The following is a 25,319-nucleotide window of genomic DNA, read 5'->3' on the forward strand; positions in this document are numbered from 1 at the left end:
CACTGGAGTTAACCGGCGGCCGTCCTTAACGTCGGGTTCGGACGACGGAGGAGGACAGTGATGCGAACTGTGGTGATCGGCGGCGGGATCGTGGGACTGACGAGCGGTCTCGCCTTGCGCCGCAAGGGAATCGACGTGGTGGTCTGCGAGCGGGCTCCAGAGATCCGCGCGGCCGGGGCCGGGCTGGGACTGTGGGCCAACGCGCTGGCCGTGTTCGACGACCTCGGCGTCGGCGACCGGGTGCGGGCCATCGGCGAACCCGGCGAGATGTACTTCCACGACACGGCCGGGCGGCTGCTCGAGACGCCGGAGTTCGGGGTCGAGGACCACCGGTTCCTGCTGGTGCACCGGGCGAAGCTCACCGACCTGCTCGCCGACGCCGTGGGGCGGGACAACATCCGCCTCGCCACCGGGTTCGCCGCGTACGACGAGCACGCGGACCACGTCACCGTCCGGTTGGGCGATGGCGGCGAGGAGACCGCCGACGTGCTCGTCGGAGCGGATGGCGCGCATTCGGCGGTGCGCGCGCAGCTGGTGCCGGGCAAGCCCGCGCAAGAGCACCGCGGACATCACGCGTGGCGCGCGGTGCTCCCGGATCCGGGGGTCGCCGTGCCCGGGAACCGGCTGGTCCTGGGCGGCGACCGCTGCCGCGGCGGGTACGTGCGCACCCACGACGGCGGCGTCTACTGGCTGGTGAACCAGTTCGACGCGCCGGAACCGGCCGGCACCCTCAAGGACCAAGCCATGGCCCGGGCGGCGCACCTGGACGACGGGGTCCTCACCGAGCTCGTCCGCGCCACGCCCGAGGACCTGATCCTGCACAACCGGATCATGCTCGTGCCGCCGTTGCCGCACTGGGCTTCCGGTCGTGTCGTGCTCGCCGGCGACGCCGCCCACGCGATGTCGCCGCACATCACCGCCGGGGCAACGCTGGGCATCGAGGACGCCGCGCTGCTCGGCCGCCTGCTCTCTTCCGGCGACGTGCCCGCGGCGCTGGCCGCCTACGAAGCGGACCGCATCCCGCGGTACGCCCGGGTCGCGGAACTCTCGGCGGCCGTGGAGCATTCGCCCACACCGCGTGAGTTCGCGCGGCACTACGCCGCGTTCAGCCACTGGATGCTCACCTCGTCCGCCGGAAACCCGGTGACGGCATGACCTTCACGGTGGAGGTGGACGTGCCGGTGCCGATGCGCGACGGTGTCGCGCTCGCCACCAACGTGTGGCTCCCGCACGGGACCGGTCCGTTCCCGGCGTTGCTGGTCCGCACGCCCTACGGCAAGGACGAGGCCGGGCTGTACGGCAATCCGAAGCTCCCCGACGTGTTCGCCCTCGTCGAGGCCGGGTACGCCGTGGTGGCGCAGGACGTCCGGGGCACGTCCCGGTCCCCCGGGACGTTCGTGCCGCACACCCACGAGGGCCCGGACAGCGTCGACACGCTGGCCTGGCTGGCCGCGCAGCCGTGGTGCGACGGCGCGGTCGGCATGTGGGGCGGGTCGTACATGGGGTTCAGCCAGTGGCAGGCCGCGGCGCACGACGTGCCGGCGCTGCGGGCGATCGCGCCGGTGATGACCTCGGCCGACCCGTACGCGGCGCCGTGGCGCTCCCCCGGCGGCGCGCTGTCCCAGGACGCGGTCCTGACCTGGGCCAGTCTCTCGGCGTTGCGCACCCTGCGGCGCGGCTCCGCCGACGGGCACGGCGACGCCGGTGCGCTGCTGTCCGGCCTGGCCGACCCGCGGTCGCTGCACGAGCCGTTGCCGCTCGCCGATCGCGCCGCGGTGACGCGGTCCCTGCCCTGGCTCGGCGACGTGCTCGGCCACCCGGAGCGCGACGCCTTCTGGCGGGAGATCGCCGCGATCGACCACTGTGGACGGATCACCGTGCCGGCGCTCCACATCGGAGGGTGGTACGACGTGTTCGTCCGGGAGACCGTGCGGTCGTACACGATGCTGCGCCGGCACGGCGGCAGTGCCGCCGCCCGCGACGGCCAGCGGCTCGTCGTCGGCCCCTGGTCGCACGCCGACGGGACCGATCTCGGCACGTACCCCGACCGGTCGTTCGGGCTCGCCGGCAGCATCAAGACCGCCGGCCTCACCGAAGCACACCTGCGGTTCTTCGACCGCTGGGTCCGCGGCCGGAGCGAGCCTCCCGGCGACCCCCACCGGGTCCGGATCTTCGTGATGGGGACCGACGAGTGGCGCGACGAGCCGGACTGGCCACTGCCGGACACCCGATACACCGATTTCTTCCTTGACGGCGGCGGGCGGGCCAACACCGCGGGTGGCGACGGCGTCCTGAACGTCGACGCCCCGGCCGAAGGAGCGACGGACACGTTCCGCTGCGACCCGCGCGATCCGGTGCCCAGCCTCGGCGGCACCGTGCTCGCCGCCGCGCCGGGGACCTACCCCGGCCCGGCCGACCAGGCCGCGGTCGAAGCGCGCGAGGACGTCCTGTGCTTCACGACTCCCGTGCTCGAGCGCCCGGTCGAGGTCACCGGGCACGTCACCCTGGTGCTGCACATCCGATCGTCCACACCGGACACCGACTTCACCGGCAAGCTCGTCGACGTGCACCCCGACGGCCGGGCGATCCTGCTGTGCGAAGGCATCCAGCGCGTCCGCTACCGCGATTCCCTCACCGAACCCGCGCTCCTGGCGCCGGGTACGGACGCCGAGCTCACCCTCGACCTGGGGATCACCGCGAACGTCTTCCGGCCCGGCCACCGCATCCGGCTCGAAGTGGCCGGCAGCAACTTCCCCCGCTACGACCGCAACACCAACACCGGCGCGACGATCGCCACCGACGGCGACGACGACGCGGTGGTCGCCGTCAACCACGTCCACCACGGGCCCGCGCACCCCAGCCGGCTGATCCTGCCGCTGATCGACCGGCCCGCACCCGAGGAGGCCCGACCTTGAGCGCACCACCGGATCTGCTCGACCGCGCGGCCATCGCCGACGTCGTCGCCGGTCTCGCCCACGCCCAGGACGACCGGGACTGGCCCGCCCTGCGGCGGCTGTTCGCCGACGAGGTGACGCTGGACCTCTCGACCCACCACCACGGCACGCCGCCGGCGACGATGGCCGCCGCGGACCTGGTCGAGCTGGCCCGCGCGACCCTCGAGGGTTTCGACTGCACCCACCACGCCGCCACCGACCTCGTCGTGCGGCGCTCCGGCGACGACGCCACGTGCCGCGCGCACGTCGTCGCCTACCACCACGTCCCCGCCGAGCCCGGCGTCGTCGACCACTGCACGATGCGCGGCCGCTGGGAGCTGACGCTGCGCAAGCCCGACGGGCGGTGGCTCATCCACCACTGGACCGTCCGGCGCACCGCGCCGTGGGAGGGCTCCCCGGACGTCTACGCCCTCGCCGCCGCCCGCCGCGCTTGACCGCACCTCGAGGAGTACCGCCGATGTTCTACGAAATCCGCACCGAGCACGCCCGGCCGCGCCGCGGCGCCGAACTGGCCCGCTACCTGGACGAGACCGTCGTCCCGCTGCACCGGGAACTGGGGATGGCCGTGGTGGGCTCGTTCACCGTGGCCGGCGACGAGGACGCCGTCGTCTGGATCAGGCGCTTCGACGACGACGCCGACCGCGAACGTACGCTGGACGCCGTCCACCGGGATCCCCGGTGCGCGGCCCTGGCCGGGACCGTCGCCGCGCTGACCGGGGAACCCGCGTCCACGGTGCGCCTGGTCCCGACCGCCGGGTCCCCGCTCCGCTGACCGTCCGCACCGGAAAGGAACAACCGTGGCCGAGCACCGGCTTCCCGCGACGCGGGAGACCACAGTGGACGTCCTCGACCGGGCCACCCCGCCCGTGCTCACCGTCGATCCGGGCGACTCCGTCCTCGTCGGCTCCCTCGACGCCGCCGGCTACCTGGACCGGCGGGTGCACGGCCCGGCGATGTTCCCGGACCGGCGCGGGCACTGCCTGACCGGCCCGATCGAGGTGCGCGGCGCCGAGCCGGGCATGGTCCTGGGCGTGCACTTCACGTCGATCACGCCCGGCGGCTGGGGCTGGACCAGCGCCGGGGTGAAGGACACCGCGCTCAACCGCCGGCTCGGCGTCGCCGACGGCCCGGACACGTGGCTGACGTGGGACATCGGCGGTGAAACCGCCACCGACAACCTCGGCCACACCGTCGACGTCGCCCCCTTCCTGGGTGTCGTCGGCGTGCCACCGGCCGAGCCGGGACCGCACTCGACGATTCCGCCGCGCGCGCTCGGCGGCGGCAACCTCGACTGCCGGGACCTCGTCGCCGGGTCGACGTTGTTCCTGCCGCTGACCGTGCCGGGCGCGCTGCTGCACCTGGGTGACGGCCACGCGGCCCAGGGCAACGGCGAAGTGGGCGGAACGGCGATCGAGTGCCCGATGACCACCGAGGTGACCCTCACCCTGACGGCGGACGCGGTGGTCCCGGGCATCCACGCGGAAACCCCGGAAGGCCGGGTCACCTTCGGCTTCGGCGCCGACCTCAACGACGCCGTGGCCGACGCGCTGGCCACGATGGTGACCTGGCTTCAGCGGCTCCACGACCTGGACCGGCCCACCGCGCTCGCGCTGGCCTCGCCGGTCGTCGACCTGCGGATCACCCAGGTCGCCAACGAGACGTGGGGCGTGCACGCCGTCCTCCCCCACGGCGCGATCCGCTGACGGCGCGGAAGCCCCGGCTCAGATCCCGCAGGCGGACGCCGACCAGAAGCGGGTCGAGCGGTTCGCCACGTGGGTGTGGTCGCTGTGGCCCGGGTAGCCCGGGCCGAGGATCTCGGCGAAGCCGTGGTTGCGGGCCTGCAGCGCCAGTCCGCAGAAGCCCTGCGCCCCCGCTCCGAGGTCGACCGCGTCGCCGTAGAGATGCCGGCTCGCGGCCGCTCCGCCGACCGCGTTGTTGCACGCCACGCTGCGGAACCCGCCGTTGACCACGATCGGGCGGTCGCCCATCGCGTGCCGCATCGCCTGCAGCTTCCACATCGACACCAGCGCGTTGGCCTTCGCGGTCGCCGCGGGGACGTTGCCGCCGGACCAGTCCGCGTTGCACCGGTTCAGTTCGGCGTAGGTGAAGTTGACGGGTGTGCAGTCGTCGTCCTGCAGCTGGTAGATCCTGCCGAACGTCGCCGGGCCGGCGATGCCGTCCGCGCCGAGGCCGTAGGCCTGCTGGAACCGGGTGACCGCGGCCTTGGTCCCCGGTCCGAACTGCCCGTCGATGGCCAGGACACCGCCGTAACCCGGATATCCCGCGACCCGGATCTGCAGCTGCCGGACGTCGTCACCGGACGCGCCCTGCGCCAGCGTGCGTCCCCAGGTGTAGCAGGCGTCGGTGACCGACCTGGCCGTCACGGGACCGGGATCGGCGGCCGCGGGCGTGGCCGCCGAGACGGCCACCAGGGCGAGCACGGGCAGCAGAAGACGAATGCGCATGACAGGAACACCTTTCGTGGGAGGAAGGTGGGACCCCGCAGATGGTCTGCGATTCACCGCCCCGCACGGTAATGCGGTTCCGGGCCCGGCACTGTGGGACGTTCGCACCACACGGCGCCGACGTCGTCGATTTCCCTCTTCCGCGACTCGCAGATCCGCGGTGCGACTTGCGCGAATTTACAAAAATCACCGGGCCCGGTATATACTTCGCGAGAAAGGTCGAGTAACTGGTATATACCGCTTCAAGGAGAAGGAATGGCCCAGAAGGTCCTCGTCGAGATGCTCGACGACATCGACGGTACGCCCGCCACCCGCACCATCCCGTTCTCACTCGACGGTGTCACCTACGAGATCGACCTCTCCGAGGACAACGCGGCCGCCCTGCGTGACGGGCTGGCCCGCTACATCAGCGCCGGCCGCCGGACCGGCGGCCGCAAGGTCCGCGTCGCCGCAGGCCAGTCGACCACTTCTTCGACCGACCGCGAACGCAACCAGCAGATCCGGGCGTGGGCCAACGCCAACGGTTACGAGGTTTCCGAGCGGGGCCGGCTGTCGTCCGAGGTCATCGCCGCGTACGACGAGGCTCAGGCCACCGCGACGGAAGCACCGGCCCCGCGGAAGCGCTCTCCGCGAAAGAAGGTCGCCGCGGCCAAGAAGTAGCCCTCCCGGCGACGGCGGCAATTCCGGCCGCGCCGGAGCACCTCGGGAAAACGCCCGTTTCGGTTGATCTGCGCGCCGTGCGCAAACGGATTTCGCCGGGAGCTCTCGGCCCGGCGGGCGGCTTCGCCCGCACTACCCGTGCCATCGTGGTCACTCGGTATCCCGACGTGACACGGGGGTGTGATCGCGGTGCCAAAGCCGTCCGGGAAAGTTCTGCGCTGGGTGACCGACGCGGTGGGAAGCGGCGTCCGGGTCGCCGCGGTCACCGGCCTGCGTGAAGATGCCGATCCGTGGCTGCTGGGTTTCGACCCGGCCGGCCGGGTCGAAACGGCCGTCCTCCGGCTAGGTGACCCCGCCGATCCCGACCACCGCCTGCGGTTCGCCACCGAGGTGGCGGCGCTGCGGGTGGCCGGTGACCACGGGCTCCCCGCGGCCCGGTTGATCGCCACGGATCTCGACGGTGCCGCGACCGGGGCGCTGGCGGTGCTGACCACGGTCCTGCCCGGACACAGCCGGATCCCGCCGACCGCGTCCACCGAACGGCTGCGGGGTTTGGGGGCCGTCGCGGCCGCACTGCAATCGGTTCCGCTGGCACCGCGGGCCGCGCTGCCGCTGCGGACCCGCTCGATCGCCGATGTGGACTTCGCGGCCCAACGCCGTCAAAAGGGCACCACCGCGCTGCTGACGGCGGCCGAAGAATGCCTGGACCGGCTGCCCGTGCCCGGCGGCCCGACGGTCTTCGTGCACGGCGACCTCTGGTACGGCAACACCTTGTGGTCCGGCGACCGCTGCACCGGCCTGGTCGACTGGGACTGCGCCGGCGCCGGATCGCCGGGCATCGACCTCGGCGCGGCGCGCTTCGACGCGGCGCTGATGTTCGGGCCACCCGCCGCCGAGCAGGTCCTCGAAGGCTGGCAGCTGGCCACCGGCCGACCCGCGGACCAGGTCCCCTACTGGGACGTCGTCGCGGCGTCGGGCACCCTGGCCGACATGGCGTTCAGCATTCCGGCGCTGCACGACCAGGGCCGGACAGACCTCGACGCCGGCCTTCTCGGGCAACGCCGAGACGCCTTCCTCGGCGCCGCGTTGAGCCGGCTCGGTGGCTGGGATGCCTTGGTTCACCCGACCACGTAGGTTTCCGGCGTCCGGGTTGCCGCGAAGCCGAGGGGGAGCGAAGTCATGACCGAGTGGTTCGGGGTGCGGTGCGTCTTCCGGTGGACCGAAGCTGCCGAACCGTCGTACGAGGAACGGGTCACGGTGTGGCACGCGGTCGACGTCGACTCGGCGCTGGCGCTGGCCGAGGCGGAAGCGCGGGAGTACGCGAAGGAAATGGGGGCGGCTTACGTGGGGCTCGCCCAGGCCTATGCCACGGGCAACGGGGAGCTGCTGTCCGGCAGCGAGGTGTTTTCGCTGCTGCGTGACAGCGCGTTGCCGCCGGAAGAGTACGTGGACCGTTTCTTCGACACCGGTGACGAACACCAGGGCACGGCCTAGCCCGCGCTCAGGCAGCGCCTGATGTCCTCGAGGTGGTGCGTGACCTCGTGGGCCGCCTGGCGGACCAGCCAGCGGGCCGTGCGGTGCTCGCCCGGCAGGCGGGTCACCACGCGCTCGCAGTCCGCCGGGGTCAGCCGCCCGATCTCGTCGCCGAGTCCGGCGGCGCAGGCCGCGAGCTCGGCACGCACTCCTTCGGGGGGCCGGTCGTTGTAGCGGAACCGCCGGGCGCGCAGGTCGTTGAGCATCGGCTCGAGCACGGGCCGGTCCTCGGTGCGGGCGCGGTGCACCCGGATCGTGTACGTCACGCAGACGTCGCGCAGGTGGACCAGGTACTCCAGCGCCGACCAGCGGTCCGGCGCGGGCCGGCGCCGGAGGTCCGGCCCGGACGCGGACCCGGCGACGGCGTCCACCGCGTCGGGCAGCGATCCGATGATCGCCCGGGCGGTGTCGAGCGTGAGCTCGGGATAGGACAGTCCGCATCCGGTGCAGGTGTGGTCTTCCGCGGCCAGCGGCGGGATGCCGGACATGCCCACCATGGTCGCCGGACGCGGGTCGTCCGGCAACCACGGTGGGCGGCGTATCGTTCCGGCGGTGACACGAGTGCTGGTCATCGGTCTGGACCCCGCCGAGCTGGAAGGCTGGGACCCCGAACCGGTCCAGGCCGCGATCGCCCGCGGCCGGGCCCGGTTCGACGAGCACGGCATCGCGGCCGACTACTGCCTGGTCTCCCCCGGCGAGCGACCCGAAGAGGCCGTCGAGGAGGCGCTGACCGGCCACCCCTACGACTGCGTCGTGATCGGCGGCGGCATCCGCACCCACGAACCCCTCGTCGAGCTCTTCGAGCGAGTGGTCGACCTGGTCCGCCGGCACGCCCCCGCCGCGGCCATCGCGTTCGACAGCAGCCCCGAGGACTGCGTCGACGCGGCGCTGCGATGGCTGCGCTGAAGGGTCAGGACAGCGGCTGGCTGAACCGGATGCTGTTGCCGAACGGGTCGCGGAGGCCGCAGTCGATCCCGTACGGGCGTTCGGTCGGCTCGTCGGTGAACTCGACGCCCTGGGCCAGCAGCGTCTCGTAGGTCTTGCGGCAGTCGTCGCTGGCGAAGAACAGCGAGCCGCCCATCGCGCCCTTGGTCAGCAGGTCCCGGACCTGCTCCGCCGTCGCCTCGTCCATCCGGGGCGGGCCGGGCTTCTCCAGGAGGATCTCCCGGTCGGGCTGACCGGGCACGTTGATCGTCAGCCACCGCATGAAGCCCAGGTCGGCGTCGGTGTGGACCTCCAGGCCGAGCTTGCCGACGTAGAAGTCGAGCGCCTGGTCCTGGTCGAGCACGAAGATCTGCGAGATCGTGATTGCGTTGAGCATGGCGGCGACGCTAACGCAGGAGCCCGCCGGGACGCTTATCCGAAACGATCGTCCCGCGGCCGCATCCACGCCATGGCGAAGCAGGTCGGCACGCCGGCCAGCGGCCCCCGCCGCCGGTAGGCCGTCGGCGACTCGCCGACGATGTCCCGGAAGGTCCGGCTGAACGTCCCGAGGCTGGTGAAGCCGACTTCCAGGCAGATGTCGGTGACGCTGCGCTCCCCCGAGCGCAGCAGGAACATGGCGCGTTCCACCCGCCGGCGTTGCAGGTAGCGGTGCGGGGTCTCGCCGAAGGTGGCCCGGAACGTCCGCCCGAAGTGCGGAACGGAGACATGGGCGACCCGAGCGAGAGCGGCGATGTCGAGAGGCTTCGCGTAGTCGCGGTCCATGGTGTCCCGGGCGCGCAGCATCCGGCGGTTGCTCTCCTCCACGGCACGGCTCACCCCCGGATCACACCACACGCGTCCCGGGGCCGCGTAGCTGTGGATCGGCTTAAGGACCGCTCCGAGCGGTCGCCGCGACGCACTCCCGCGTTCCACCATCGAAGACATGGTGGTGCTTTCCGAACGAGCGGCCGTCCGGCGGCTGCACGACCGGCTCGGCTTCGGGCCGCGGCCCGGCGACCTCGACCGCGGGTTCGCCGAGACGCGGGACCGGCTGCTGGGCGCCGGACCGGACGCCGGCGCCGAGGCGACGCCGATGCCCGATCCCGGCCCGCCGCCGGGCAAACCCGGCAAGAACGCCGATCCGGCCGCGAAACAGCAGGCCCGGAAGCAGACGCAGGCCCAGGCCACGCAGGCCGTGAGCTGGTGGCTGGACCGGATGGCGGCCGCCGACCTCGCCTCCGTCGAGCGGCTGACCTGGTTCTGGCACGGCCACTTCGCCACCAGTGAGCAGAAGGTGTGCAGCCCGCGGCTGATGCTCGCCCAGAACCGGGCCCAGCGCGACCACGCCCTCGGCAGCTTCACCGACCTCGCCCGCGCCATGGTCGTCGACCCCGCGATGCTGCTGTGGCTCGACGGCAACAGCAACAAAGCGGGCAAACCCAACGAGAACCTCTCCCGCGAGTTCATGGAGCTGTTCACCCTCGGCGTCGGGCACTACACCGAAGACGACGTCCGCGAGGCCGCCCGCGCGCTCACCGGCTGGACCGCCAAGCGAGACGCCACCGGCGCGCAGCTGGTCGCCAAGCGGCACGACGACGGCGTCAAGCACATCCTCGGCACCGACGGCGACTACACCACCCAGTCCTTTGTGGACCTGGTGCTGAGCCGCCCGGAATCGGCGCCGTTCGTCGCGGGCCGCGTCTGGTTCCGGCTGGTGTCCGCGACCCCGCCGCCGGCCGACGTGCTCAACCGCTTGGTCGCCGCGTACGGGAGCCGGCGCGACATCCGCGCGCTGCTGCGCGCGATCACCGACGAAGCCGCTTTCCACGACAGCGCGACGTCGCTGGTCAAGCAGCCCGTCGAGTGGCTGGCCGGGCTGCTGCGCGCCCTGGGCGTGCGGCCGGCGAAGCTCGAGGACAAGACCCGTACCCAGCTGCTGGCGGCGTTGCGCGGGATGGGCCAGGTGCCGTTCCAGCCCCCCAGCGTCGGCGGCTGGGCGGCCGGCGGGGCCTGGCTGACGACGTCGGCGGGCGTGGCCCGCCTGCACGCGGCCCAGCTCGTCGCCGAGCACGCCGACCTCGGCGCGGTGGCGAAGGCGCGGGACAAGGCCGCGGCGATCGGCGACCTGCTCGGCGTCGACGCGTGGTCGGACCGGACCCGCACCGCGCTGGCCGGCGTCGGCGGCAACGTCCGTCAACTGTCCACAGTGGCCGCTTGTGCCCCCGAATACGTAGTGAGCGGGTGACGATCGTGCAGAAGGTGAACCGCCGCCGGTTCCTCACCGCGACCGGCGTGACGGCCGCCGCGGCCCTGGCCGCCGGCGCCACGCAGGTCGACTGGGGCCACCTCATGTCGGCCGCGCAGGAGAACCCCCTCGACCCGGACGCGGGCGTGCTCGTGGTCGTCACCCTCTACGGCGGCAACGACGGCCTCAACACCGTCGTCCCCGCGGGCGACCCCGCGTACCAGGCCGCGCGCTCCGAGCTGGCGTACCGGCCGGAAGAGGTGCTCGACCTCGGCGAGGGCCTCGGGCTGAACCCGGGGATGAAGGGGTTCAAGGGTCTCTGGGACAGCAAGCAGCTCGCCGTGCTGCGCGGCGTCGGCTACCCGAAGCCCGACCACAGCCACTTCCGGTCGATGGCGATCTGGCAGACGGCGTCGCCGGAGACGTCCGTGCCGACCGGCTGGCTCGGCCGCTGGCTGGACGCCACCGGCGACGACCCGCTGCGCGCGGTGTCGGTCGACCCGGTGCTGCCGCCGCTGCTCGCCGGGGAACGGACCGCGGCGGCGTCCCTGCCGGTGGGTGGGCTGACGCTCCCGGAAGGCGCACTGGGCAAAGCGTTCGAGGACCTTGGGACGCCCCAGCCGGGCGAGGGCTTCTGGCAGGCGCGCGCGGCGCGGTCGGTCACCGACCTGCACCGGGCCGTGGCGACCCTGGGCAAGCCCGGCGACGCCGGGAAGAAGGCGAAGGGCGAACTGGCGGCCCAGCTGGACGTCGTCGCCGGGCTGATCGAGGCGGGCGTGCCGACGCGGGCGTATTCGGTGTCGCTGGGCGGGTTCGACACGCACGCCGACGAGCGCGGCACCCAGCAGCGGCTGCTGACCGATTTGGACGGCGCGCTGACGCCGTTCGTCCAGCGGCTGGCGAAGTCCGACCGCGGCAAGCAGGCGACCGTGCTGGTGTATTCGGAGTTCGGCAGGCGGGTCACGGCGAACGCGAGCCAGGGCACCGACCACGGCACGGCGGGCCCGGTGTTCGTCCTCGGCCCCCGGGTGCAGGGCGGCTTCCACGGCGCCGAGCCGAGCTTGACCGACCTGGACGACGGCGACCTGAAGCTGTCGACCGACTTCCGCGACGTGTACGCGACCTTGGTGGAGGACGTCCTCGGCACCGACGCGGGCCAGGTGCTCGCCGGCCACAGTGGACGGATCGAGGGCCTGTTCGCCTAGGCCGGCGGCAAACCGGTCAACCGGAACCGCGCTCCCCCGCCCGGGGCGGCCTCGCACCACAGGTCGCCGCCGTGGGCGCGGGCGAAACCGCGGGCGATCGGCAGCCCCAGGCCCGAGCCGCCCTGCTCGCGCGCCGCGTCCAAGCGGACCAGGCGGTCGAAGATCCGCTCGCGCTCCGGGCCCGGCACGCCCGGTCCCGTGTCGGTCACCGTGAACCCGTCGGCGGTGACCTCCAGGGTGAGCGTGCCCCGGCCGGCCATCGCGCGGACCGCGTTGCCGGCCAGGTTGGCCAGGATCTGCGTCAGCCGCGCCCGGTCACCCACGACGACCGTGTCCGGCCCGGTGACCTCGACCGTCACGTCCGGGGTGGTCAGCCGCACCTGCTCGGCCTGCGCGGCCGCCAGCTCCCGCAGCGCGACCGGCGCCCGGTCGAGCTCGGCACCCGCGTCCAGCCGCGCCAGGTCGAGCAGGTCGGCGACGAGCCGGCCGGCCCGCTGGGACTCGCGGACCACCAGCAGTTGCAGCCGTTCCCGCTGCTCCTGGGGCGTGTCCGGCGGCTGCTGCAGCAACGCCTCGGCGGCCGCCTGCACGCCGGCCAGCGGCGTGCGCAGCTCGTGGGCCGCGTCGGCGACGAACCGCCGGGTCCGCTCCTCCGACTCGCGCGCCGCCCGCTCCGCACCTTCGAGGGCGTCCAGCGCGGAGTCGAACGCGACCGCCGCGCGGCCCAGCTCGGTGCCGGACTTCTCCGGGGCCAGCCGCCCGCCCCGGCCGCCGGAGACGATCGAGCGGGCCAGCCGCGTCATGGCGTCCAGCGGCGCGAGCGCGAACCGGACGGCCAGCAGCAGCGCGACCGCGGCGACGACCAGCGCGCCGACGCCGGTGGCCAGCAACACCCACCGCAGGCTCTGCTCGGCCGCCGCGATCAGGGACTCGTCCGCGGTGAGCGTCAGCTTCGCGCCGTTGATCCGCGCCGGCCCGGACAGCGTCGCCCGCACCTGGCGGATCCGGGCATCCGCCGGCAGGCCGGGGCCGCCGAGGACCGTGCCGTCGGGCAGGGTCAGCGAGCCCTGCACCCCGCGCGTTTCGACGCGCCGTAGCAGGGTCTGCGGGGCCGTGTTCTGTTTGGCCAGCTGCTGCGCCAGCTGGACGCGGGCGGTCAGCACCGCGTTGACGTCCCGCTCGGCCTGCGTGCGGAACACCGTGTCCACGACCAGGCCGACGGCGACCAGCACCAGCGCGAGCACCACCAGCACGGTGACGGTGACCCGCCGGCGCAGCGACGCCGTCCGCAGCCCGCTCACGCCTCACCGCGCAGCACGTACCCCTGGCCGCGCACGGTGTGCAGCACGCGCGGGCCGTGCGCTTCGAGCTTGCGGCGCAGCGTGCTGACGTTGACCTCGACGAGGTTGGGCGCCAATTCGCCGTAGCCCCAGACGGCCGTGAGCACCTGCGTCTTGGACACCACGCGGTCGCGGTGGCGGGCGAAGTACAGCAGCAGCTTCCACTCGGTGGCGGTCAGCTCGACGTCGGTGCCGCCGTAGCGGGCGCGGCCGCCTTCGACGTCGATCACGAGGCCGCCGACTTCCACGGCCGGCCGGGTGCGCCCGGTCCGGCGCAGCACCGCGGTCACCCGCGCGACCAGTTCGGCGAGGACGAACGGCTTCACGACGTAGTCGTCGGCGCCGTCGCCGAGTCCGCGCAGCCGGTCCTCGACGCCGTCCCGCGCGGTCAGCATCACCACCCCGGCCGCGGACGCGCGCCGGATCACCCGCAGCAGCTCGAACCCGTCCCGGCCGGGCAGCATGACGTCCAGCACGACCAGGTCCGGGCGGGCGCGGGCGAACTCCGCCTCCAGCCCGGTGCCGTCGGGCAGCGAACGGACGGTGAACCCCGCGCCGGCCAGCGCGGACTCGACCGGCACCCGGATCGCTTCCGCGTCCTCGATCACCAGGATGCGCGGCGGGGTCGGCTCGTCCACCCGGCCAGCTTAGGCGCGTCCGAGCAGCCGGTAGCCCGCCGCCGAGAACTCCGCGGTGAGCGCGAACCGGTCGCCGCGGACGAGGGTGTGGCGCCACTCCACGGGGCGGCCGCGGGCGTGGCTGAGCCGGTTGATCGCGAACGCCGCGACGTCGTGCGCGCAGGCGAGCTGGGCGCGTTCGGCCGCGGTCGGGATGACCGCGTGCACCTCTTCGCGGCCGTGGTCCAGCTTGACCCCGGTGCGCCGGGCGAGTTCGGCGTAGAGGCCGGTGTGCGTGAAATCGGCCCGCAGCAACGGTTTCGCCAGGTCCGCCGGGAGCCAGACCCGGTCGAGGGCGAGCGGTTCGTCGCCGGCGAGGCGGAGCCGCTCGAGGTAGATCAGCGGGGTGGACGCTTCCAGGTCGAGGCGCTCGGCCACGAGGGCGTCGGCGCGGACGTCGAACGTGCGCACGACGCTGTGCTGCGGCAGGCCGGCGGCCTCCACCGACGCGAAGAGGCTGTAGAGCGCGCCCATCGGCTGAGCTATCTCGGCCGGCGGCGCCACGCGCGGCTGCCGGCCGCGCTCGGCCACGATCACGCCGTCCGCGCGCAGCTGCCGCAGGGCCTGCCGGACCGTGTGCCTGCTCACGCCGTACTCGTCGACCAGCGCGAGCTCACCCGGGAAGCGATCGGTGAACTCACCCGCGTCGAGCCTGGTCAGCAGCTCGTGCTGCAGCTGGCGCCAGAGCGGCTCGGTGCCCGAGCGGCTGAGCGTCCGCGGCGGCATGGCTTCCTCCCGGCTGTCGCGCCCGACCCTACCCGTGGCCAAATGTCCGAACATCATCTACTTTGATTGTACGTACATTTACCCGTGGAGGAGCCGGTGACCACATTCCGGGACGCGCCCGCCGAGACGCCGGCGCCGCCGGCCCGCGGCGCCCGGGCGCTGCCGGGCCTGCTGGTCGCCGTCGCCGTCGCGGCCGTCGCGACCGGTCTCGGCGAGCTGGTCCCGGTCGTCGGCGGCCCGGTGTTCGGCATCGTGCTCGGCGCGGTCGCCGGCGCCGTGGTCCCCGGCCTGCGGGGCGAGCGGTGGGCACCGGGCTACGCCGTCGCGGCCAAGCCCGTGCTCCAGGCGTCGATCGTGGTCCTCGGCACCGGGCTGTCGCTGACGCAGGTGCTGCGGGTCGGCGGGGAGTCGCTGCCGGTCATGCTCGGCACGCTGGCGGTCGCCCTCGGCGGCGCTTGGCTGCTGGGCCGGTGGCTCGGCGTCCGCGGTGACACGCAGACCCTGATCGGCGTCGGCACCGGGATCTGCGGCGCGTCCGCGATCGCGGCCACGACCGCGGTCATCAAGCCGCGGCAGGCGGAAGTCGCCTACGCCATCGGCACGATCTTCACCTTCAACATCGCCGCCGTGCTGCTCTTCCCGCCGCTGGGGCACCTGCTCGGGCTGGACGCGCACGCGTTCGGCCTCTGGGCGGGCACGGCGATCAACGACACGTCGTCGGTGGTCGCGGCGTCCTACGCCTACGGCGGCGACGCGGGGTCCCACGGCCTGGTCGTCAAGCTGACCCGCACGCTGACGCTGATCCCGATCGTCCTGGTGCTGGCTGTGCTGAAGGCCCGGCGCGAGGCGGGGCGGCCGGGTTCCGGCGTTCCCGCGCTGCCGTGGCGGAAGATCGTCCCGCTGTTCCTGCTGGGCTTCCTCGCCGCGGCGTCGCTGAACAGCCTCGGTGTCGTCCCGGCTTCGTGGCACCCGGCTCTGTCGGCGCTGGGCGCGTTCCTCATCACGACGGCGCTGGCCGGCATCGGGCTGTCGACGCGCCTGGCCGACATGCGCCGGGCGGGGCCCCGGCCCCTGCTGCTGGGCGGCCTGCTCTGGCTCGCCGTCGCGGCGGCGAGCCTCGGCCTCCAGGCACTCACCGGGGCCCTTTGACCGGCAGCCGCAGGTCCCCACAACTGTCGCGCTGACCGGGCGGCCGGCGCCTACTGTGGTCTCCCGGACGACCGGAGGGAGCGCTGGATGGACGACGAGATGCTTCACGAGCGGGACGCCGCGCGAAGGGTGGACGAGGTCACCGCCGCGCTGGATCGGCTGGCCAGTACCTTCGCGCAGGAAGAGGAGCTGCTGGTGGTCCTGCGGCGGGTGTGCCACCAGGTCATGCACGCGGTCCCGGACGCGGAGATCGCCAGCATCACGCTGCTGCGCGACGGCGTCCCCTACACCGCGACCGCGACCGATGACAACGCGCTGCGCGTCGACCAGGCGCAGTACGACGCCGGGCAAGGACCCTGCCTGGAGGCCGCCCGCACCGGCGAAGTCCAGCGCGTCAAGGTCGGCGAGGCGGCCGGCCGGTGGCCCGAGTTCGCCGCGGCCGCGGACGACTGCGCGGTCATCGCCTACCTGTCCGCTCCGCTGTTCGTCGACCACGAGTACCACGGCTCGCTCAACCTGTACGACACCGGCGGCAACAGCTTCGGCGCTCTCGACGCGGCGCTACTGGACCTGTACACCGCCGCCGCCGAAGCCGCGTTGCGCAGCACCCGCCGGCACCAGGCCGCCCGCGAAACCATGGGCCAGCTCCGCACCGCCCTGACTTCCCGGGCGGTGATCGACCAGGCGAAGGGCATCCTCATGGCCCTGCACTGCATCCCGTCCGACGACGCTTTCGAACTCCTCGTCAAGGCGTCGCAAGAGCAGAACCTGAAACTACGGGAAGTCGCCCGGAACTTCGTGACCACGGCCACGAACCAGCCGGCACCCCCGCCTGCCTGAGAGCGCTCCCAAGAGCGCGGTCCTCCGGATTGCTGCGGACAGCTCCACGCGCTGCCGCCGAACCGCCCAGTCCGAGCGCCGATCCTTTACACGACCGACCCACCTCCATACCCTCCAATCTGGAAGCGCTCCCAGACTCCAGGAGGCGGCGTGCGCACTTCGACGACGAAGGCGATTTCCCGGGTGGTCGTCGCACTCCTCGTGCTCGGCCTGAGCCTGGCGATCCCCGGGGTGTCCGCGGGAACCGGCGCCGCCACCGGGAAGTTCGACTACGGCGAGGCGCTGCAGAAGGCCGTCTGGTTCTACGACGCCCAGCGCTCCGGCGCCTTGCCCGCCGGCAACCGGGTTTCCTGGCGCGGTCCGTCCGCCCTCGACGACGGCAAGGACGCCGGCCTCGACCTCACCGGCGGGTTCTACGACGCCGGTGACCACGTCAAGTTCGGGCTGCCGTTCGAGTTCAGCATGACCATGCTCGCCTGGGGCGGGCTGGAGAACCGCGCCGCCTACCGGGACTCCGGCCAATGGCCGTACCTGCTCGCGAACCTGCGTTGGGGTGCCGACTGGCTGATCAAGGCGCACCCGCAGCCCGACGTCCTGTACGGCCAGGTCGGCAAGGGCGACGACGACCACAAGTGGTGGGGCCCCGCCGAGACGATGACCATGGCCCGCCCCGCCTACCGCGTCGACGACTCCTGCCCGGGCTCGGACCTCGCCGGCGAGGCCGCCGCACAGCTGGCCGCCGGCTCACTGGTCTTCCAGGCCGACGACCCCACCTACGCGGGCACCCTGCTCACGCACGCCAAGCAGCTGTACTCGTTCGCCGACAACCACCGCGGCGCCTACTCGAACTGCATCACCGACGCCCAGAACTTCTACAAGTCCTGGAGCGGCTACCAGGACGAGCTGGTGTGGGGCGCGATCTGGCTCTACAAGGCCACCGGTGACAGCGGCTACCTCACCAAGGCACGCACCGAGTACGAGAAGCTGGCCACCGAACCGCAGACCACCACCCGCTCCTACCGCTGGACGCTGGCCTGGGACGACAAGTCCTACGGCGCCTACGTCCTGCTCGCCCAGCTCACCGGCGATCCCGAGTACGTCGCCGACGCCAACCGCTGGCTCGACTGGTGGACCACCGGTGTGAACGGTCAGCGCGTGCCCTACTCCCCCGGCGGCCAGGCCGTGCTCGACCAGTGGGGCTCACTGCGGTACGCGGCGAACACCGCGTTCGTGGCGCTGACCTACTCGGACTGGTTGCGCGCCAACGATCCCACGCGCGCGGCGACCTACCACGCCTTCGGCGTCCGGCAGATCGACTACGCACTCGGCGACAACCCCCGCGGCGCGAGCTTCGAGGTCGGGTTCGGCGTCAACCCGCCCCGCAACCCGCACCACCGCACCGCGCACGGCTCCTGGGCCGACAGCCTGACCGAACCGGCGCAGAGCCGGCACACCTTGTACGGCGCGCTCGTCGGCGGCCCCTCGTCGCCCAATGACGCGTACACCGACGACCGCAGCAACTACACGATGAACGAGGTCGCCCTCGACTACAACGCCGGCTTCACCGGCGCGCTGGCCCGCCTGTACGGCGAGTACGGCGGCGCGCCACTGGCGTCCTTCCCGCCGGCGGAAACCCCGGACGGCCCGGAAATCCTGGCGCAGGGCGCCCTCAACCAGCCCGACGGCAGCACGTTCACCGAGGTCAAAGCGTACGTGCTCAACAAGTCGGCGTGGCCGGCACGCACGTTCACCGGCTCGCTGCGCTACTACTTCACGCTCGACGGCGCCACCACGCCCGGCCAGATCTCGGTTTCCTCCGCGTACAACCAGTGCGACGCGCCGGCCGTGCGCCAGTTCTCCGGCTCGGTCTACTACGTCGACGTGACGTGCTCCGGCGGGGTCGCTCCCGGCGGGCAGTCCCGATACCGCAAGGAAGTGCAGTTCCGGATCACCAGCACCGGCACCTGGGACCCCGGCAACGACTGGTCGCACACCGGCCTGGCCCCCAGCGGGTCCGCGCCCGCGAACGCCTCGCGGCTGGTGCTCGCCCAGGGCTCCGCCGTGCTGTGGGGCAGCCCGCCCGGACCATCCACAGAGGACACCACGCCGCCGTCGGCGCCGACCGGGGTCACCGCCGTCGCGGGCAGCACCGGCGTCAGTCTCTTGTGGACCGCCGCCACCGACGACGTCGGTGTCGCCGGGTACGACGTGCTGGACTCCGCCGGCGCGACGATCGGCAGCACCACGACCACCGGCTACCAGGTCACCGGCCTCACGCCCGGCACCGCGTACACGTTCTCGGTGCGCGCCCGGGACGCCGCCGGCAACCGGTCCGCGGCCGGCGGTCCGGTGTCGGTAACGACCACGACGACCGGCGGCGCCACCGGCACGGGATCGCTCGCCGTCCAGCAACGCTCCGGGAGCGGAGCCACCGACAACCAGATCCGCACCAGCCTCCGGATCGTCAACCGCGGCACCACTTCCGTCGCCCTGACCGGCGTCACCGCGCGCTACTGGTTCACCGGCGACGCGGCCGACCCCGGCTACCAGGTCTGGTGCGACTACGCGGTCGTCGGCTGCGGCAACGTCACGCTGCGCGTGGTGAAGCTCGGCACTCCCCGCGCGGGAGCCGACGCCTACGTCGAGGCCGGCTTCAGCGGCGGCACCCTCGCCGCCGGCGTGGACACCGGGGAGCTCCAGATCCGGCTCGCCAAGGCCGACTGGACGCCGTTCGACCAGGCCGACGACTACAGCTACCGCGCGACGACGTCGTACAGCGACCTCGCCACCGCGACCGCCTACCAGGCCGGCGCCCTCGTCTGGGGCACCGAACCCTGATCGGCTACTCCGGTTCGTCCGGCAGGTCGGCGGCGACGGCGAGCAGGTCCGCGGCGCTGCCGGCCAGCAGGTCGGCGAAATCGGCCCGTTCGCCGAGCACCCAGCGCCGGGTGGCCGACGCCAGGATCGCCATGCCGAGGGCGGTGGCCAGCCGCGCGGTCTGCTCGTCGTGGCCCCGGCGGCACAGCGCCGCGGCGGTCACCTCCGCCAGCATCGCTTCCTTGATCAGGCTGCGTTCGCGCAGCGGCGGGTTGTCCGCGATGACGCCACGCAGCTCGATCAGCAGTTCGGGCGGCCGCAGCACGCGGGGCACGGCGGTGAACGCGGCCATCAGCGTCGCGAGCGCGCCGGTGCCGGCGGGCACGTCTTCGATGCCCGCTTCCAGGCAGGCCTGCAGCTCGTCGCCGGCGAACAGGACCTCCCGCTTGTCGGTGAACCAGCGGTAGAACGACCGCTCGGTCAGGCCGGCGTGCTTGGCGATCTGCGCGACCGTGGTGCGGTCGTAGCCCTGATCGCGGAACAGCTCCAGCGCCGCGCGCTCGAGCCGCTCACGGGTGTTGCCTTCCCAACGCGCCATGCGCCCAGCATAGCGACAGCAGATGCTGTCATCACTGTGCTACCGTCGAGTGACGACAGCATCTGCTGTCACTCATCTTCGGGAGATCCCCATGCGCACCCTGCGTTTCCACCGGACCGGCGAACCCCTCGACGTCCTGCGGCTGGAAGAGGCCGAGCCGCCCCAGCCGGCGCCGGGGCAGCTCCGCGTCACCGTCGAGGTCTGCACCGTCAACCCCGCCGACCTGGCGCTCTGCCGGGGTCTCTACCCCGGCGACCTGCCGCGCGGGATCGGGCTCGAGGTCGCCGGCACGGTCGACGCCCTCGGCGAGAACGTGACCGGCGTCCGGCTCGGGGACGCGGTCTTCGGCCCCGTCCCATTCACCGGACCGACCGCGGGCGCGTCCGACCTGGCGGTGCTCGACACCTGGTTCCCCCGGCCACCCGCGTTGGCTCCGGCGGCCGCGGCCGCGCTGCCCATGGCCGTGGACACCGCCCAGCTCGGCCTGGACCTGCTCGCCATCACCCCCGCCACGACCCTGCTCGTCAGCGGCGGCGGCACCACCACGGGCTTCGCCGCCGTGCAGCTCGCCCGCCGGACCGGCGCGCGCGTGCTCACCACGGCGGGCCCGACCCACGCCGAAGCCCTGCGCGCCACCGGAGCCGAGGTCACCCCCTACGGCGGCGGCATGGCCGGGCGGGTGCGCGAACTGGCGGGCGGACCGGTCGACGTCGTCCTCGACGTCTCACCACCCGACGACGCCACCATTCCCGAACTCCTCCGCACGGTCACCGACCCCAGCCACGTCCTGACCATCAGCAACCTGGCGGCCGCCCGCGAACTCGGTGCCCGCGACGCGTTTACCGAGGGACCTCTCGGCCACCGCTACGACGTCGTCGGCAAGTGCGCCCGGCTCGCCGCGCGGCGCCGGTTCGGCATCCCGGTCGCCCGGGTCGTCCCGCTCGCCGACTGGCGGGAGGCCATCGAAACGAGCCAGTCACAGCGTCCTGGTGGCAAGGTGGTGCTCCAGGTGGCTCCTCGCTGAACGGTCGTGGCGGAGTGGTGCCCGGCACGTCCAGGCGGCGTGCTGCCGCAGGCCGCGGGCTCGGGTTCCCCACAACCCCGAAGCCCGATTGTGACTACGGCCGGCAGTACCGCGTCAAGGCGGGAAAGCGTGCCTTGACCCGGCACCGCCGGCCGTGTTCTGGCTTCGGATCGGGGTTGCGGGGCGGTCTGGCTGGTGGGGGTGCGAGTTGCGCCGCCGGCCTGCGTTCGGTTGTGTGCTCGCCGGGTCCAACCGGTGGTCATCACAATCCCGTTCCTTCCTCGAAGGTGCTCAACCCAGCGTCCACCGCTGGTTGCTGCCGCCGTTGCAGGTCCACAGCTCGACCAGCGCGCCGTTGGCCGTCGACGCGCCCGTCACGTCCAGGCACAGCCCGGACTGCGCACCGGTCACCGTGCCGTCGGAGTTGACTGTCCACTGCTGGTTGGCCCCGCCGTTGCAGGACCAGGTCACCACCTTCGTCCCGGGGCTCGTCCCGTTGCCCGAAGCGTCCAGGCAGAGCGTCTGCCCGCCGATGGTGGCCGTCAGCTGGTTCGACGATGTGCGGGTCCAGCTCTGGTTCGCCTGGCCGGAACAGCTGTAGATCTGCAGCTGGGTGCCGGGTGTGGTGGTGGACCCCGGGACGTCGAGGCACTTGCCGGCGCCGACCGCGTGCAGCGGCCCGGTCGTGGTGCCGCTGCCGCCGGTGCCGTACCCGGCCGCGGTGATGTTGGCCTGCACGGCGTTTTCGGTGGCGTCGGAGGGATAGCCGGACGTCATCACGCCTTCGTAGAACGTCCCCGCGGAGCCGATGCTGTTGTCGCCACCGGTGCCGAGGATGATCGCGCCTTCCTTGCGCATCGGGTTGTAGCCGGACACGTTGGGGCGGGCGCCGTCGTAGAAGGTCGACAGGCCGCCGGACTGCGCGTTGCCGCCGCGGATCGCCCAGTGGTTGGGCGCGCCCTTGATGATCGCCGTCAGGTAGCGGTGGCTGATGCTCGGGTCGTTGGCGTTGTAGCGCTGGTTGATCCCGGAGAACAGACCGTTTTCGAGGTCGGCCATGATCCACGGGCCGTTCCCGGCGCCGTAGCCCCAGACCTTGATGTTGCCGAAGTAGATGGCCTCCATCGTGCCGTTGCCGTTGTCCCGGCTGTTGCGCTCGGCGTTGCCGTAGTCGAAGCAGCAGCCGCCGTTGTAGTGCGTGCCGTCGAAGATCGCGTACATGCCCTCCGGCTGGTCACCGGTCGCCGTGCCGGTGGCGTTGTTGTTCCGGTACCCGGTGCCCGGGGCGACGAACACGCCGTACGCCTTCTGCCCGCCGACGGTGATCGGAGCGGCCGCCGCGTTGGCGAGGTTGTCGTACCCGCCGGCGGCCGGCCCCTGGAACCCGCCGGGTGGCGCCTGCGTGAGGTGGTTGCCGCGGCCGGACTGGTCGTAGATGACGGTGATCAGGCACGTCGTCCCGCCGCAGAAGGAATCCTGGGTCGCCGCGTTCGCGACGCCGCCCGCGCTCAGCAGGCCGATGTCCCGCGTCGCGTTGTCGGAGGCCCGCCGGACTTGGTACAGCGCCCCGTTGTAGCCGCCGTACAGCGCCCGGGTGGTGGAATGCGCGGCCACGCACGGTGTGCCGCCGGCGGCGTAGAGGTCGCACGGTCCCTGCGTGGCGGCCTGCGCCGGTACGGCCGGGCCGGCCAGCGCGCCCGCGGCGAGCACCACCGCGGCTCCCGTGGTCCGAAGCGCTCTGCTCCATCGTGTTTTCATCGAACTCCTTTGTCCGGACGAGATGCTGCTAGCTCCGTGTCCACTTCTGGGCGTCGCTGCCCGTGCAGGCCTGCAGGGTCACCGGAGCGCTGTTCGCGGTGCCGCCCGGGCCGAGGCACAGTCCTGATGGGACGCCGGTGATCGTGCCGTCGGCGTTGGCGTTCCACTGCTGGTTCGCGCCGCCCGTGCAGTCCCAGATGATCGCCCGGGTGCCGGCCGCGGTGCTCGCGCCTTCGGCGTCGAGGCACTTGGCGCCGTACACCAGCAACTGTTTCCCGGAAGTGAGCGTCCACTGCTGGTTGCCGCCGCCGTTGCAGTCCCACAGCGCGACCTGGGTGCCGTTCGTCTGGGAAACGTTCGGGACGTCGAGGCAGCGGCCGGAGCCGGTGTTGCGCAGCACCGACGTCGACCCGCCACCCGTGCCGGTCACGGAAAGGTTGTCGAACTGGGCGGTCTCCCCCGTGCTCGTGCCGATCCCGGCTTGGCCGGCCGGGAAGGTGCTGTCGGTGACCGTGCCGAGCACGGCGCCGTCGACGGAAGCGGTGATGGTGCTGCCGGAGAAGCCCAGCGACAGCTTGTGCCAGCGGTTCGTGCCCAGCGCGGTCGTCGTGCCGCTGCGCAGCGTCGTGACCTGCTGGCTGGTGTTGTTGCGCTGGATCGACCACGCGCCGGTGTCGCTGATCCGCAGGTAGTACGCGTTCACCGCGCCCTGGTTGCCCGTGTCCTGCGAGCCGACCCGGCCGAGCAGCTGGACCGACCCGGACTTCTCCAGCAGCACGTCCGCGTTGACCGTGTAGGCGCTCCAGGCGATGTTGCCCAGCAGCGCGTAGGGATCGACGAACTTCTTCCAGGGGATCGGCTTCTGCGGTGCGGCCTGGCGCACGCACGTGCCCGCGCGGCCGGCGCCGCAGGCGGACGTCTCGAAGGCGCCCTCCATGTCCATCAGGTACTTGGCTTCCTTGCCGGTCGCGTACCCGTCGAAGCTGTCGCTGTAGGGCAGGTTCAGCGAACCCTGCGCCGGGCTGGTCGCGGTGCCCTTGCCCTGTCCGGTGGTGGTCGTGATCGTGTACAGGTAACCGGGCTGCGCGGTGAGCGAGAACGCTCCCCCGGACGGCGTGATGTCGGCCGTGTGCTTGAAGAAGTCCGCCGAGTTGTTCGAGTTCAGGTTCGTCGCCCACACGTGCACCTGGCCGGTCGACAGCCCGCCGGTGACGTTCAGGTTCAGCGTCTGGGCCGACGTGGCGTCCATCGTCTCGATGATCGTGCTGTAGTCACCGGAGTTCGGGGACCGCAGCGAGACGTAGCTGCCGTTGGCGCGGTTTCCGCCGAGGTACCCGCTGGAGGTGTCGAGGTATTTCCAGCCGGGCGCGGTGAACTGCGTGGTGTGCGCCAGCGCCCAGGCGTCCTTGCCGACCGAGTAGTAGCCCGACCACGGCTGGTTGGCCAGCACCAGGCCCACAGTCGGCCAGGGGATGTTCGGCGTGGTGGCGGCGATGAGGTCCCAGTTGAGGTACGCGGTCATCTTGCCGTCGAGGTAGACGCGGTTGATGCCGCGGGCCAGCGGTTTGGCACCGTCGTTGTAGTCCTGGGAGCCGTTTTCGCTCGACCACAGCGTCTTTCCGGTACCGGTGACGCTCGAAGGCACGCTGCACGACGTCTGCGCGCTGAGGTAGCCGCAGGTGTAGTGGGCGCTCAAAACATCGGTCGCGTTCCGGTAGGCGGTGTTCGTCGAGATCGCGCTCGCCGGTCCCCAGTCCCCCGGCCACGAGTCGCCGGAGATGACCTTGACCGCGCTGTACCCGTTGGCGTTGAGCGCATTGCGCAGGGTCACGGTCCAGTCGGCGCTCCACTGCTTCTCGTTCTGGACGCTGGTGAGGTAGTCGATCGTCAGCCCGTGCTGCTTCGCGCACCCGAGCCACGAAAGGTAATAACCGGTCAGGTCGTCGGAGAAGAACGTGCCGTTGCCGATCCAGCCGGGTGCGCCCCACGGCAGGCCGACCAGCTTGATGCCGGGGTTGCGTGCCTTGGCCTGCTCCATGATCCACCACTCGTACCCGCGGTTGCAGTCCAGGTCGCCGCGGAAGTGCGCGTGGCTGGGTTCCGCGCCGCTGGTCGAGTTGGTGTCCCCGCCCATCTCCACCTTGAGGATCTGCAGCGCGGCGCCGTAGCCGGGCTTGAAGAGGTAGTCGAGGATCTGGCCGCGCTGGGGCTCCGGGTAGTCGATCAGCAGGCGGCTGTTGCCCCCGCCGCCGCTGACCGCGCCGACGCCGTCGAACGTGCGCCCGGCCGACCCGCCGTCGATCGTGATCGAGGTGGCGGCCGCGGCCGGTGCGGCACCGGCCACCACACCGGCGGCCAGGACGACGGTGGCGACCACCATCCGCAGCGGGGTTCGGGACATGGC

Annotated in this window: 25 protein-coding genes; 15 read left to right on the top strand and 10 right to left on the bottom strand. The window is 72.5% G+C overall.

The window, feature by feature from the left end; translation table 11 throughout:
• Positions 1–60 precede the first annotated feature (60 nt).
• From BLV96_RS44175 to BLV96_RS44195, 5 genes are read left to right on the top strand one after another with little or no spacing between them, the layout of a single operon-like run.
• Positions 61–1,155, top strand: coding sequence for an FAD-dependent oxidoreductase (locus BLV96_RS44175; RefSeq protein ID WP_086681952.1), 1,095 nt, complete (start codon positions 61–63; stop codon positions 1,153–1,155).
• Positions 1,152–2,915, top strand: coding sequence for a CocE/NonD family hydrolase (locus tag BLV96_RS44180; RefSeq protein ID WP_086681956.1), 1,764 nt, complete (start codon positions 1,152–1,154; stop codon positions 2,913–2,915). The genes BLV96_RS44175 and BLV96_RS44180 overlap by 4 nt, the downstream gene beginning before the upstream one ends.
• Complete coding sequence (locus BLV96_RS44185; protein WP_091390351.1) at positions 2,912–3,388, top strand: nuclear transport factor 2 family protein; 477 nt, start codon at positions 2,912–2,914, stop codon at positions 3,386–3,388. Before BLV96_RS44180 ends, BLV96_RS44185 begins: the two co-directional genes overlap by 4 nt.
• A gap of 23 nt (positions 3,389–3,411) precedes the next feature.
• A complete protein-coding gene (locus BLV96_RS44190) occupies positions 3,412–3,726 on the top strand; it encodes an NIPSNAP family protein (RefSeq protein WP_086677943.1) in 315 nt (104 codons plus the stop codon).
• 25 nt (positions 3,727–3,751) lie between these two features.
• Complete coding sequence (locus tag BLV96_RS44195; RefSeq protein WP_086677942.1) at positions 3,752–4,657, top strand: acetamidase/formamidase family protein; 906 nt, start codon at positions 3,752–3,754, stop codon at positions 4,655–4,657.
• 18 nt (positions 4,658–4,675) lie between these two features.
• On the opposite strand, the gene BLV96_RS44200 is transcribed toward BLV96_RS44195, so the two are convergent.
• Entirely contained in the window at positions 4,676–5,419 is a 744-nt protein-coding gene (locus tag BLV96_RS44200; protein ID WP_086677941.1) for a D-Ala-D-Ala carboxypeptidase family metallohydrolase, read from the bottom strand.
• 255 nt (positions 5,420–5,674) lie between these two features.
• Between BLV96_RS44200 and BLV96_RS44205 the strand changes: the two genes are divergently transcribed.
• From BLV96_RS44205 to BLV96_RS44215, 3 genes are all read left to right on the top strand, one after another.
• Entirely contained in the window at positions 5,675–6,079 is a 405-nt protein-coding gene (locus tag BLV96_RS44205) for a histone-like nucleoid-structuring protein Lsr2 (protein WP_086677940.1), read from the top strand.
• A gap of 222 nt (positions 6,080–6,301) precedes the next feature.
• Entirely contained in the window at positions 6,302–7,213 is a 912-nt protein-coding gene (locus BLV96_RS44210) for an aminoglycoside phosphotransferase family protein (RefSeq protein WP_244180938.1), read from the top strand.
• 45 nt (positions 7,214–7,258) lie between these two features.
• On the top strand, positions 7,259–7,573 hold the full coding sequence (locus tag BLV96_RS44215; RefSeq protein WP_086677938.1) for a hypothetical protein: 315 nt from the start codon (positions 7,259–7,261) through the stop codon (positions 7,571–7,573).
• Here BLV96_RS44215 and BLV96_RS44220 read toward each other — a convergent pair.
• A complete protein-coding gene (locus BLV96_RS44220) occupies positions 7,570–8,100 on the bottom strand; it encodes a DinB family protein (RefSeq protein WP_086677950.1) in 531 nt (176 codons plus the stop codon). The genes BLV96_RS44215 and BLV96_RS44220 overlap by 4 nt on opposite strands.
• Positions 8,101–8,164: 64 nt before the next feature.
• Between BLV96_RS44220 and BLV96_RS44225 the strand changes: the two genes are divergently transcribed.
• Positions 8,165–8,518, top strand: coding sequence for a hypothetical protein (locus BLV96_RS44225; protein ID WP_086677949.1), 354 nt, complete (start codon positions 8,165–8,167; stop codon positions 8,516–8,518).
• Positions 8,519–8,522: 4 nt separating this feature from the next.
• On the opposite strand, the gene BLV96_RS44230 is transcribed toward BLV96_RS44225, so the two are convergent.
• Positions 8,523–8,933, bottom strand: a complete 411-nt coding sequence (locus BLV96_RS44230) for a VOC family protein (RefSeq protein WP_086677937.1) — start codon at positions 8,931–8,933, stop codon at positions 8,523–8,525.
• 35 nt (positions 8,934–8,968) lie between these two features.
• Complete coding sequence (locus BLV96_RS44235) at positions 8,969–9,340, bottom strand: helix-turn-helix domain-containing protein (RefSeq protein WP_086677936.1); 372 nt, start codon at positions 9,338–9,340, stop codon at positions 8,969–8,971.
• Between the two features lie 139 nt (positions 9,341–9,479).
• Between BLV96_RS44235 and BLV96_RS44240 the strand changes: the two genes are divergently transcribed.
• Together BLV96_RS44240 and BLV96_RS44245 are read left to right on the top strand one after the other, a co-directional pair.
• Positions 9,480–10,781: a DUF1800 domain-containing protein gene (locus BLV96_RS44240; RefSeq protein ID WP_086677935.1), complete on the top strand. Its 1,302-nt coding sequence runs from the start codon at positions 9,480–9,482 to the stop codon at positions 10,779–10,781.
• Entirely contained in the window at positions 10,778–11,986 is a 1,209-nt protein-coding gene (locus BLV96_RS44245; protein ID WP_086677934.1) for a DUF1501 domain-containing protein, read from the top strand. Before BLV96_RS44240 ends, BLV96_RS44245 begins: the two co-directional genes overlap by 4 nt.
• Here the strand turns inward: BLV96_RS44245 and BLV96_RS44250 are convergent.
• From BLV96_RS44250 to BLV96_RS44260, 3 genes are read right to left on the bottom strand one after another with little or no spacing between them, the layout of a single operon-like run.
• Positions 11,983–13,287, bottom strand: coding sequence for a sensor histidine kinase (locus BLV96_RS44250; RefSeq protein ID WP_167379928.1), 1,305 nt, complete (start codon positions 13,285–13,287; stop codon positions 11,983–11,985). The two genes, BLV96_RS44245 and BLV96_RS44250, sit on opposite strands and share 4 nt — an antisense overlap.
• Positions 13,284–13,964, bottom strand: coding sequence for a response regulator transcription factor (locus tag BLV96_RS44255; protein ID WP_086677933.1), 681 nt, complete (start codon positions 13,962–13,964; stop codon positions 13,284–13,286). The genes BLV96_RS44250 and BLV96_RS44255 overlap by 4 nt, the downstream gene beginning before the upstream one ends.
• A gap of 9 nt (positions 13,965–13,973) precedes the next feature.
• Positions 13,974–14,729, bottom strand: a complete 756-nt coding sequence (locus BLV96_RS44260; RefSeq protein WP_086677932.1) for a GntR family transcriptional regulator — start codon at positions 14,727–14,729, stop codon at positions 13,974–13,976.
• Positions 14,730–14,825: 96 nt separating this feature from the next.
• Here BLV96_RS44260 and BLV96_RS44265 point away from each other — a divergent pair, with 96 nt between their 5' ends.
• From BLV96_RS44265 to BLV96_RS44275, 3 genes are all read left to right on the top strand, one after another.
• Entirely contained in the window at positions 14,826–15,878 is a 1,053-nt protein-coding gene (locus tag BLV96_RS44265; protein ID WP_208608495.1) for a YeiH family protein, read from the top strand.
• An 87-nt stretch (positions 15,879–15,965) separates the two neighbouring features.
• Complete coding sequence (locus BLV96_RS44270) at positions 15,966–16,718, top strand: GAF and ANTAR domain-containing protein (protein WP_086677931.1); 753 nt, start codon at positions 15,966–15,968, stop codon at positions 16,716–16,718.
• Positions 16,719–16,868: 150 nt separating this feature from the next.
• Positions 16,869–19,556: a glycoside hydrolase family 9 protein gene (locus BLV96_RS44275; protein ID WP_086677930.1), complete on the top strand. Its 2,688-nt coding sequence runs from the start codon at positions 16,869–16,871 to the stop codon at positions 19,554–19,556.
• Between the two features lie 4 nt (positions 19,557–19,560).
• Here the strand turns inward: BLV96_RS44275 and BLV96_RS44280 are convergent, their stop codons facing one another.
• A complete protein-coding gene (locus tag BLV96_RS44280) occupies positions 19,561–20,133 on the bottom strand; it encodes a TetR/AcrR family transcriptional regulator (protein WP_086677929.1) in 573 nt (190 codons plus the stop codon).
• Between the two features lie 91 nt (positions 20,134–20,224).
• Between BLV96_RS44280 and BLV96_RS44285 the strand changes: the two genes are divergently transcribed.
• Positions 20,225–21,157, top strand: a complete 933-nt coding sequence (locus BLV96_RS44285; protein WP_086677928.1) for an alcohol dehydrogenase catalytic domain-containing protein — start codon at positions 20,225–20,227, stop codon at positions 21,155–21,157.
• A gap of 291 nt (positions 21,158–21,448) precedes the next feature.
• Here BLV96_RS44285 and BLV96_RS44290 read toward each other — a convergent pair whose 3' ends face one another.
• Both BLV96_RS44290 and BLV96_RS44295 read right to left on the bottom strand, forming a co-directional pair.
• Positions 21,449–22,915, bottom strand: coding sequence for an arabinofuranosidase catalytic domain-containing protein (locus BLV96_RS44290; protein WP_086677927.1), 1,467 nt, complete (start codon positions 22,913–22,915; stop codon positions 21,449–21,451).
• A 28-nt stretch (positions 22,916–22,943) separates the two neighbouring features.
• Positions 22,944–25,316 (bottom strand): ricin-type beta-trefoil lectin domain protein, encoded by a 2,373-nt coding sequence (locus BLV96_RS44295; RefSeq protein WP_086677926.1) that lies wholly within the window; start codon positions 25,314–25,316, stop codon positions 22,944–22,946.
• Positions 25,317–25,319 lie beyond the last annotated feature (3 nt).

Source organism: Amycolatopsis pretoriensis (assembly GCF_900107925.1).
GTDB classification, from domain to species: domain Bacteria; phylum Actinomycetota; class Actinomycetes; order Mycobacteriales; family Pseudonocardiaceae; genus Amycolatopsis; species Amycolatopsis pretoriensis.

Bases quoted from the DNA above. Each gene is read 5' to 3' on its own strand.
- BLV96_RS44240 (WP_086677935.1), top strand. From the start codon at position 9,480: ATGGTGGTGCTTTCCGAACGAGCGGCCGTCCGGCGGCTGCACGACCGG.
- BLV96_RS44230 (WP_086677937.1), bottom strand. From the start codon at position 8,933: ATGCTCAACGCAATCACGATCTCGCAGATCTTCGTGCTCGACCAGGAC.
- BLV96_RS44190 (WP_086677943.1), top strand. From the start codon at position 3,412: ATGTTCTACGAAATCCGCACCGAGCACGCCCGGCCGCGCCGCGGCGCC.
- BLV96_RS44260 (WP_086677932.1), bottom strand. From the start codon at position 14,729: ATGCCGCCGCGGACGCTCAGCCGCTCGGGCACCGAGCCGCTCTGGCGC.
- BLV96_RS44215 (WP_086677938.1), top strand. From the start codon at position 7,259: ATGACCGAGTGGTTCGGGGTGCGGTGCGTCTTCCGGTGGACCGAAGCT.
- BLV96_RS44285 (WP_086677928.1), top strand. From the start codon at position 20,225: ATGCGCACCCTGCGTTTCCACCGGACCGGCGAACCCCTCGACGTCCTG.
- BLV96_RS44280 (WP_086677929.1), bottom strand. From the start codon at position 20,133: ATGGCGCGTTGGGAAGGCAACACCCGTGAGCGGCTCGAGCGCGCGGCG.
- BLV96_RS44205 (WP_086677940.1), top strand. From the start codon at position 5,675: ATGGCCCAGAAGGTCCTCGTCGAGATGCTCGACGACATCGACGGTACG.
- BLV96_RS44180 (WP_086681956.1), top strand. From the start codon at position 1,152: ATGACCTTCACGGTGGAGGTGGACGTGCCGGTGCCGATGCGCGACGGT.
- BLV96_RS44175 (WP_086681952.1), top strand. From the start codon at position 61: ATGCGAACTGTGGTGATCGGCGGCGGGATCGTGGGACTGACGAGCGGT.
- BLV96_RS44290 (WP_086677927.1), bottom strand. From the start codon at position 22,915: ATGAAAACACGATGGAGCAGAGCGCTTCGGACCACGGGAGCCGCGGTG.
- BLV96_RS44200 (WP_086677941.1), bottom strand. From the start codon at position 5,419: ATGCGCATTCGTCTTCTGCTGCCCGTGCTCGCCCTGGTGGCCGTCTCG.
- BLV96_RS44220 (WP_086677950.1), bottom strand. From the start codon at position 8,100: ATGTCCGGCATCCCGCCGCTGGCCGCGGAAGACCACACCTGCACCGGA.
- BLV96_RS44270 (WP_086677931.1), top strand. From the start codon at position 15,966: ATGGACGACGAGATGCTTCACGAGCGGGACGCCGCGCGAAGGGTGGAC.
- BLV96_RS44235 (WP_086677936.1), bottom strand. From the start codon at position 9,340: ATGCTGCGCGCCCGGGACACCATGGACCGCGACTACGCGAAGCCTCTC.
- BLV96_RS44295 (WP_086677926.1), bottom strand. From the start codon at position 25,316: ATGTCCCGAACCCCGCTGCGGATGGTGGTCGCCACCGTCGTCCTGGCC.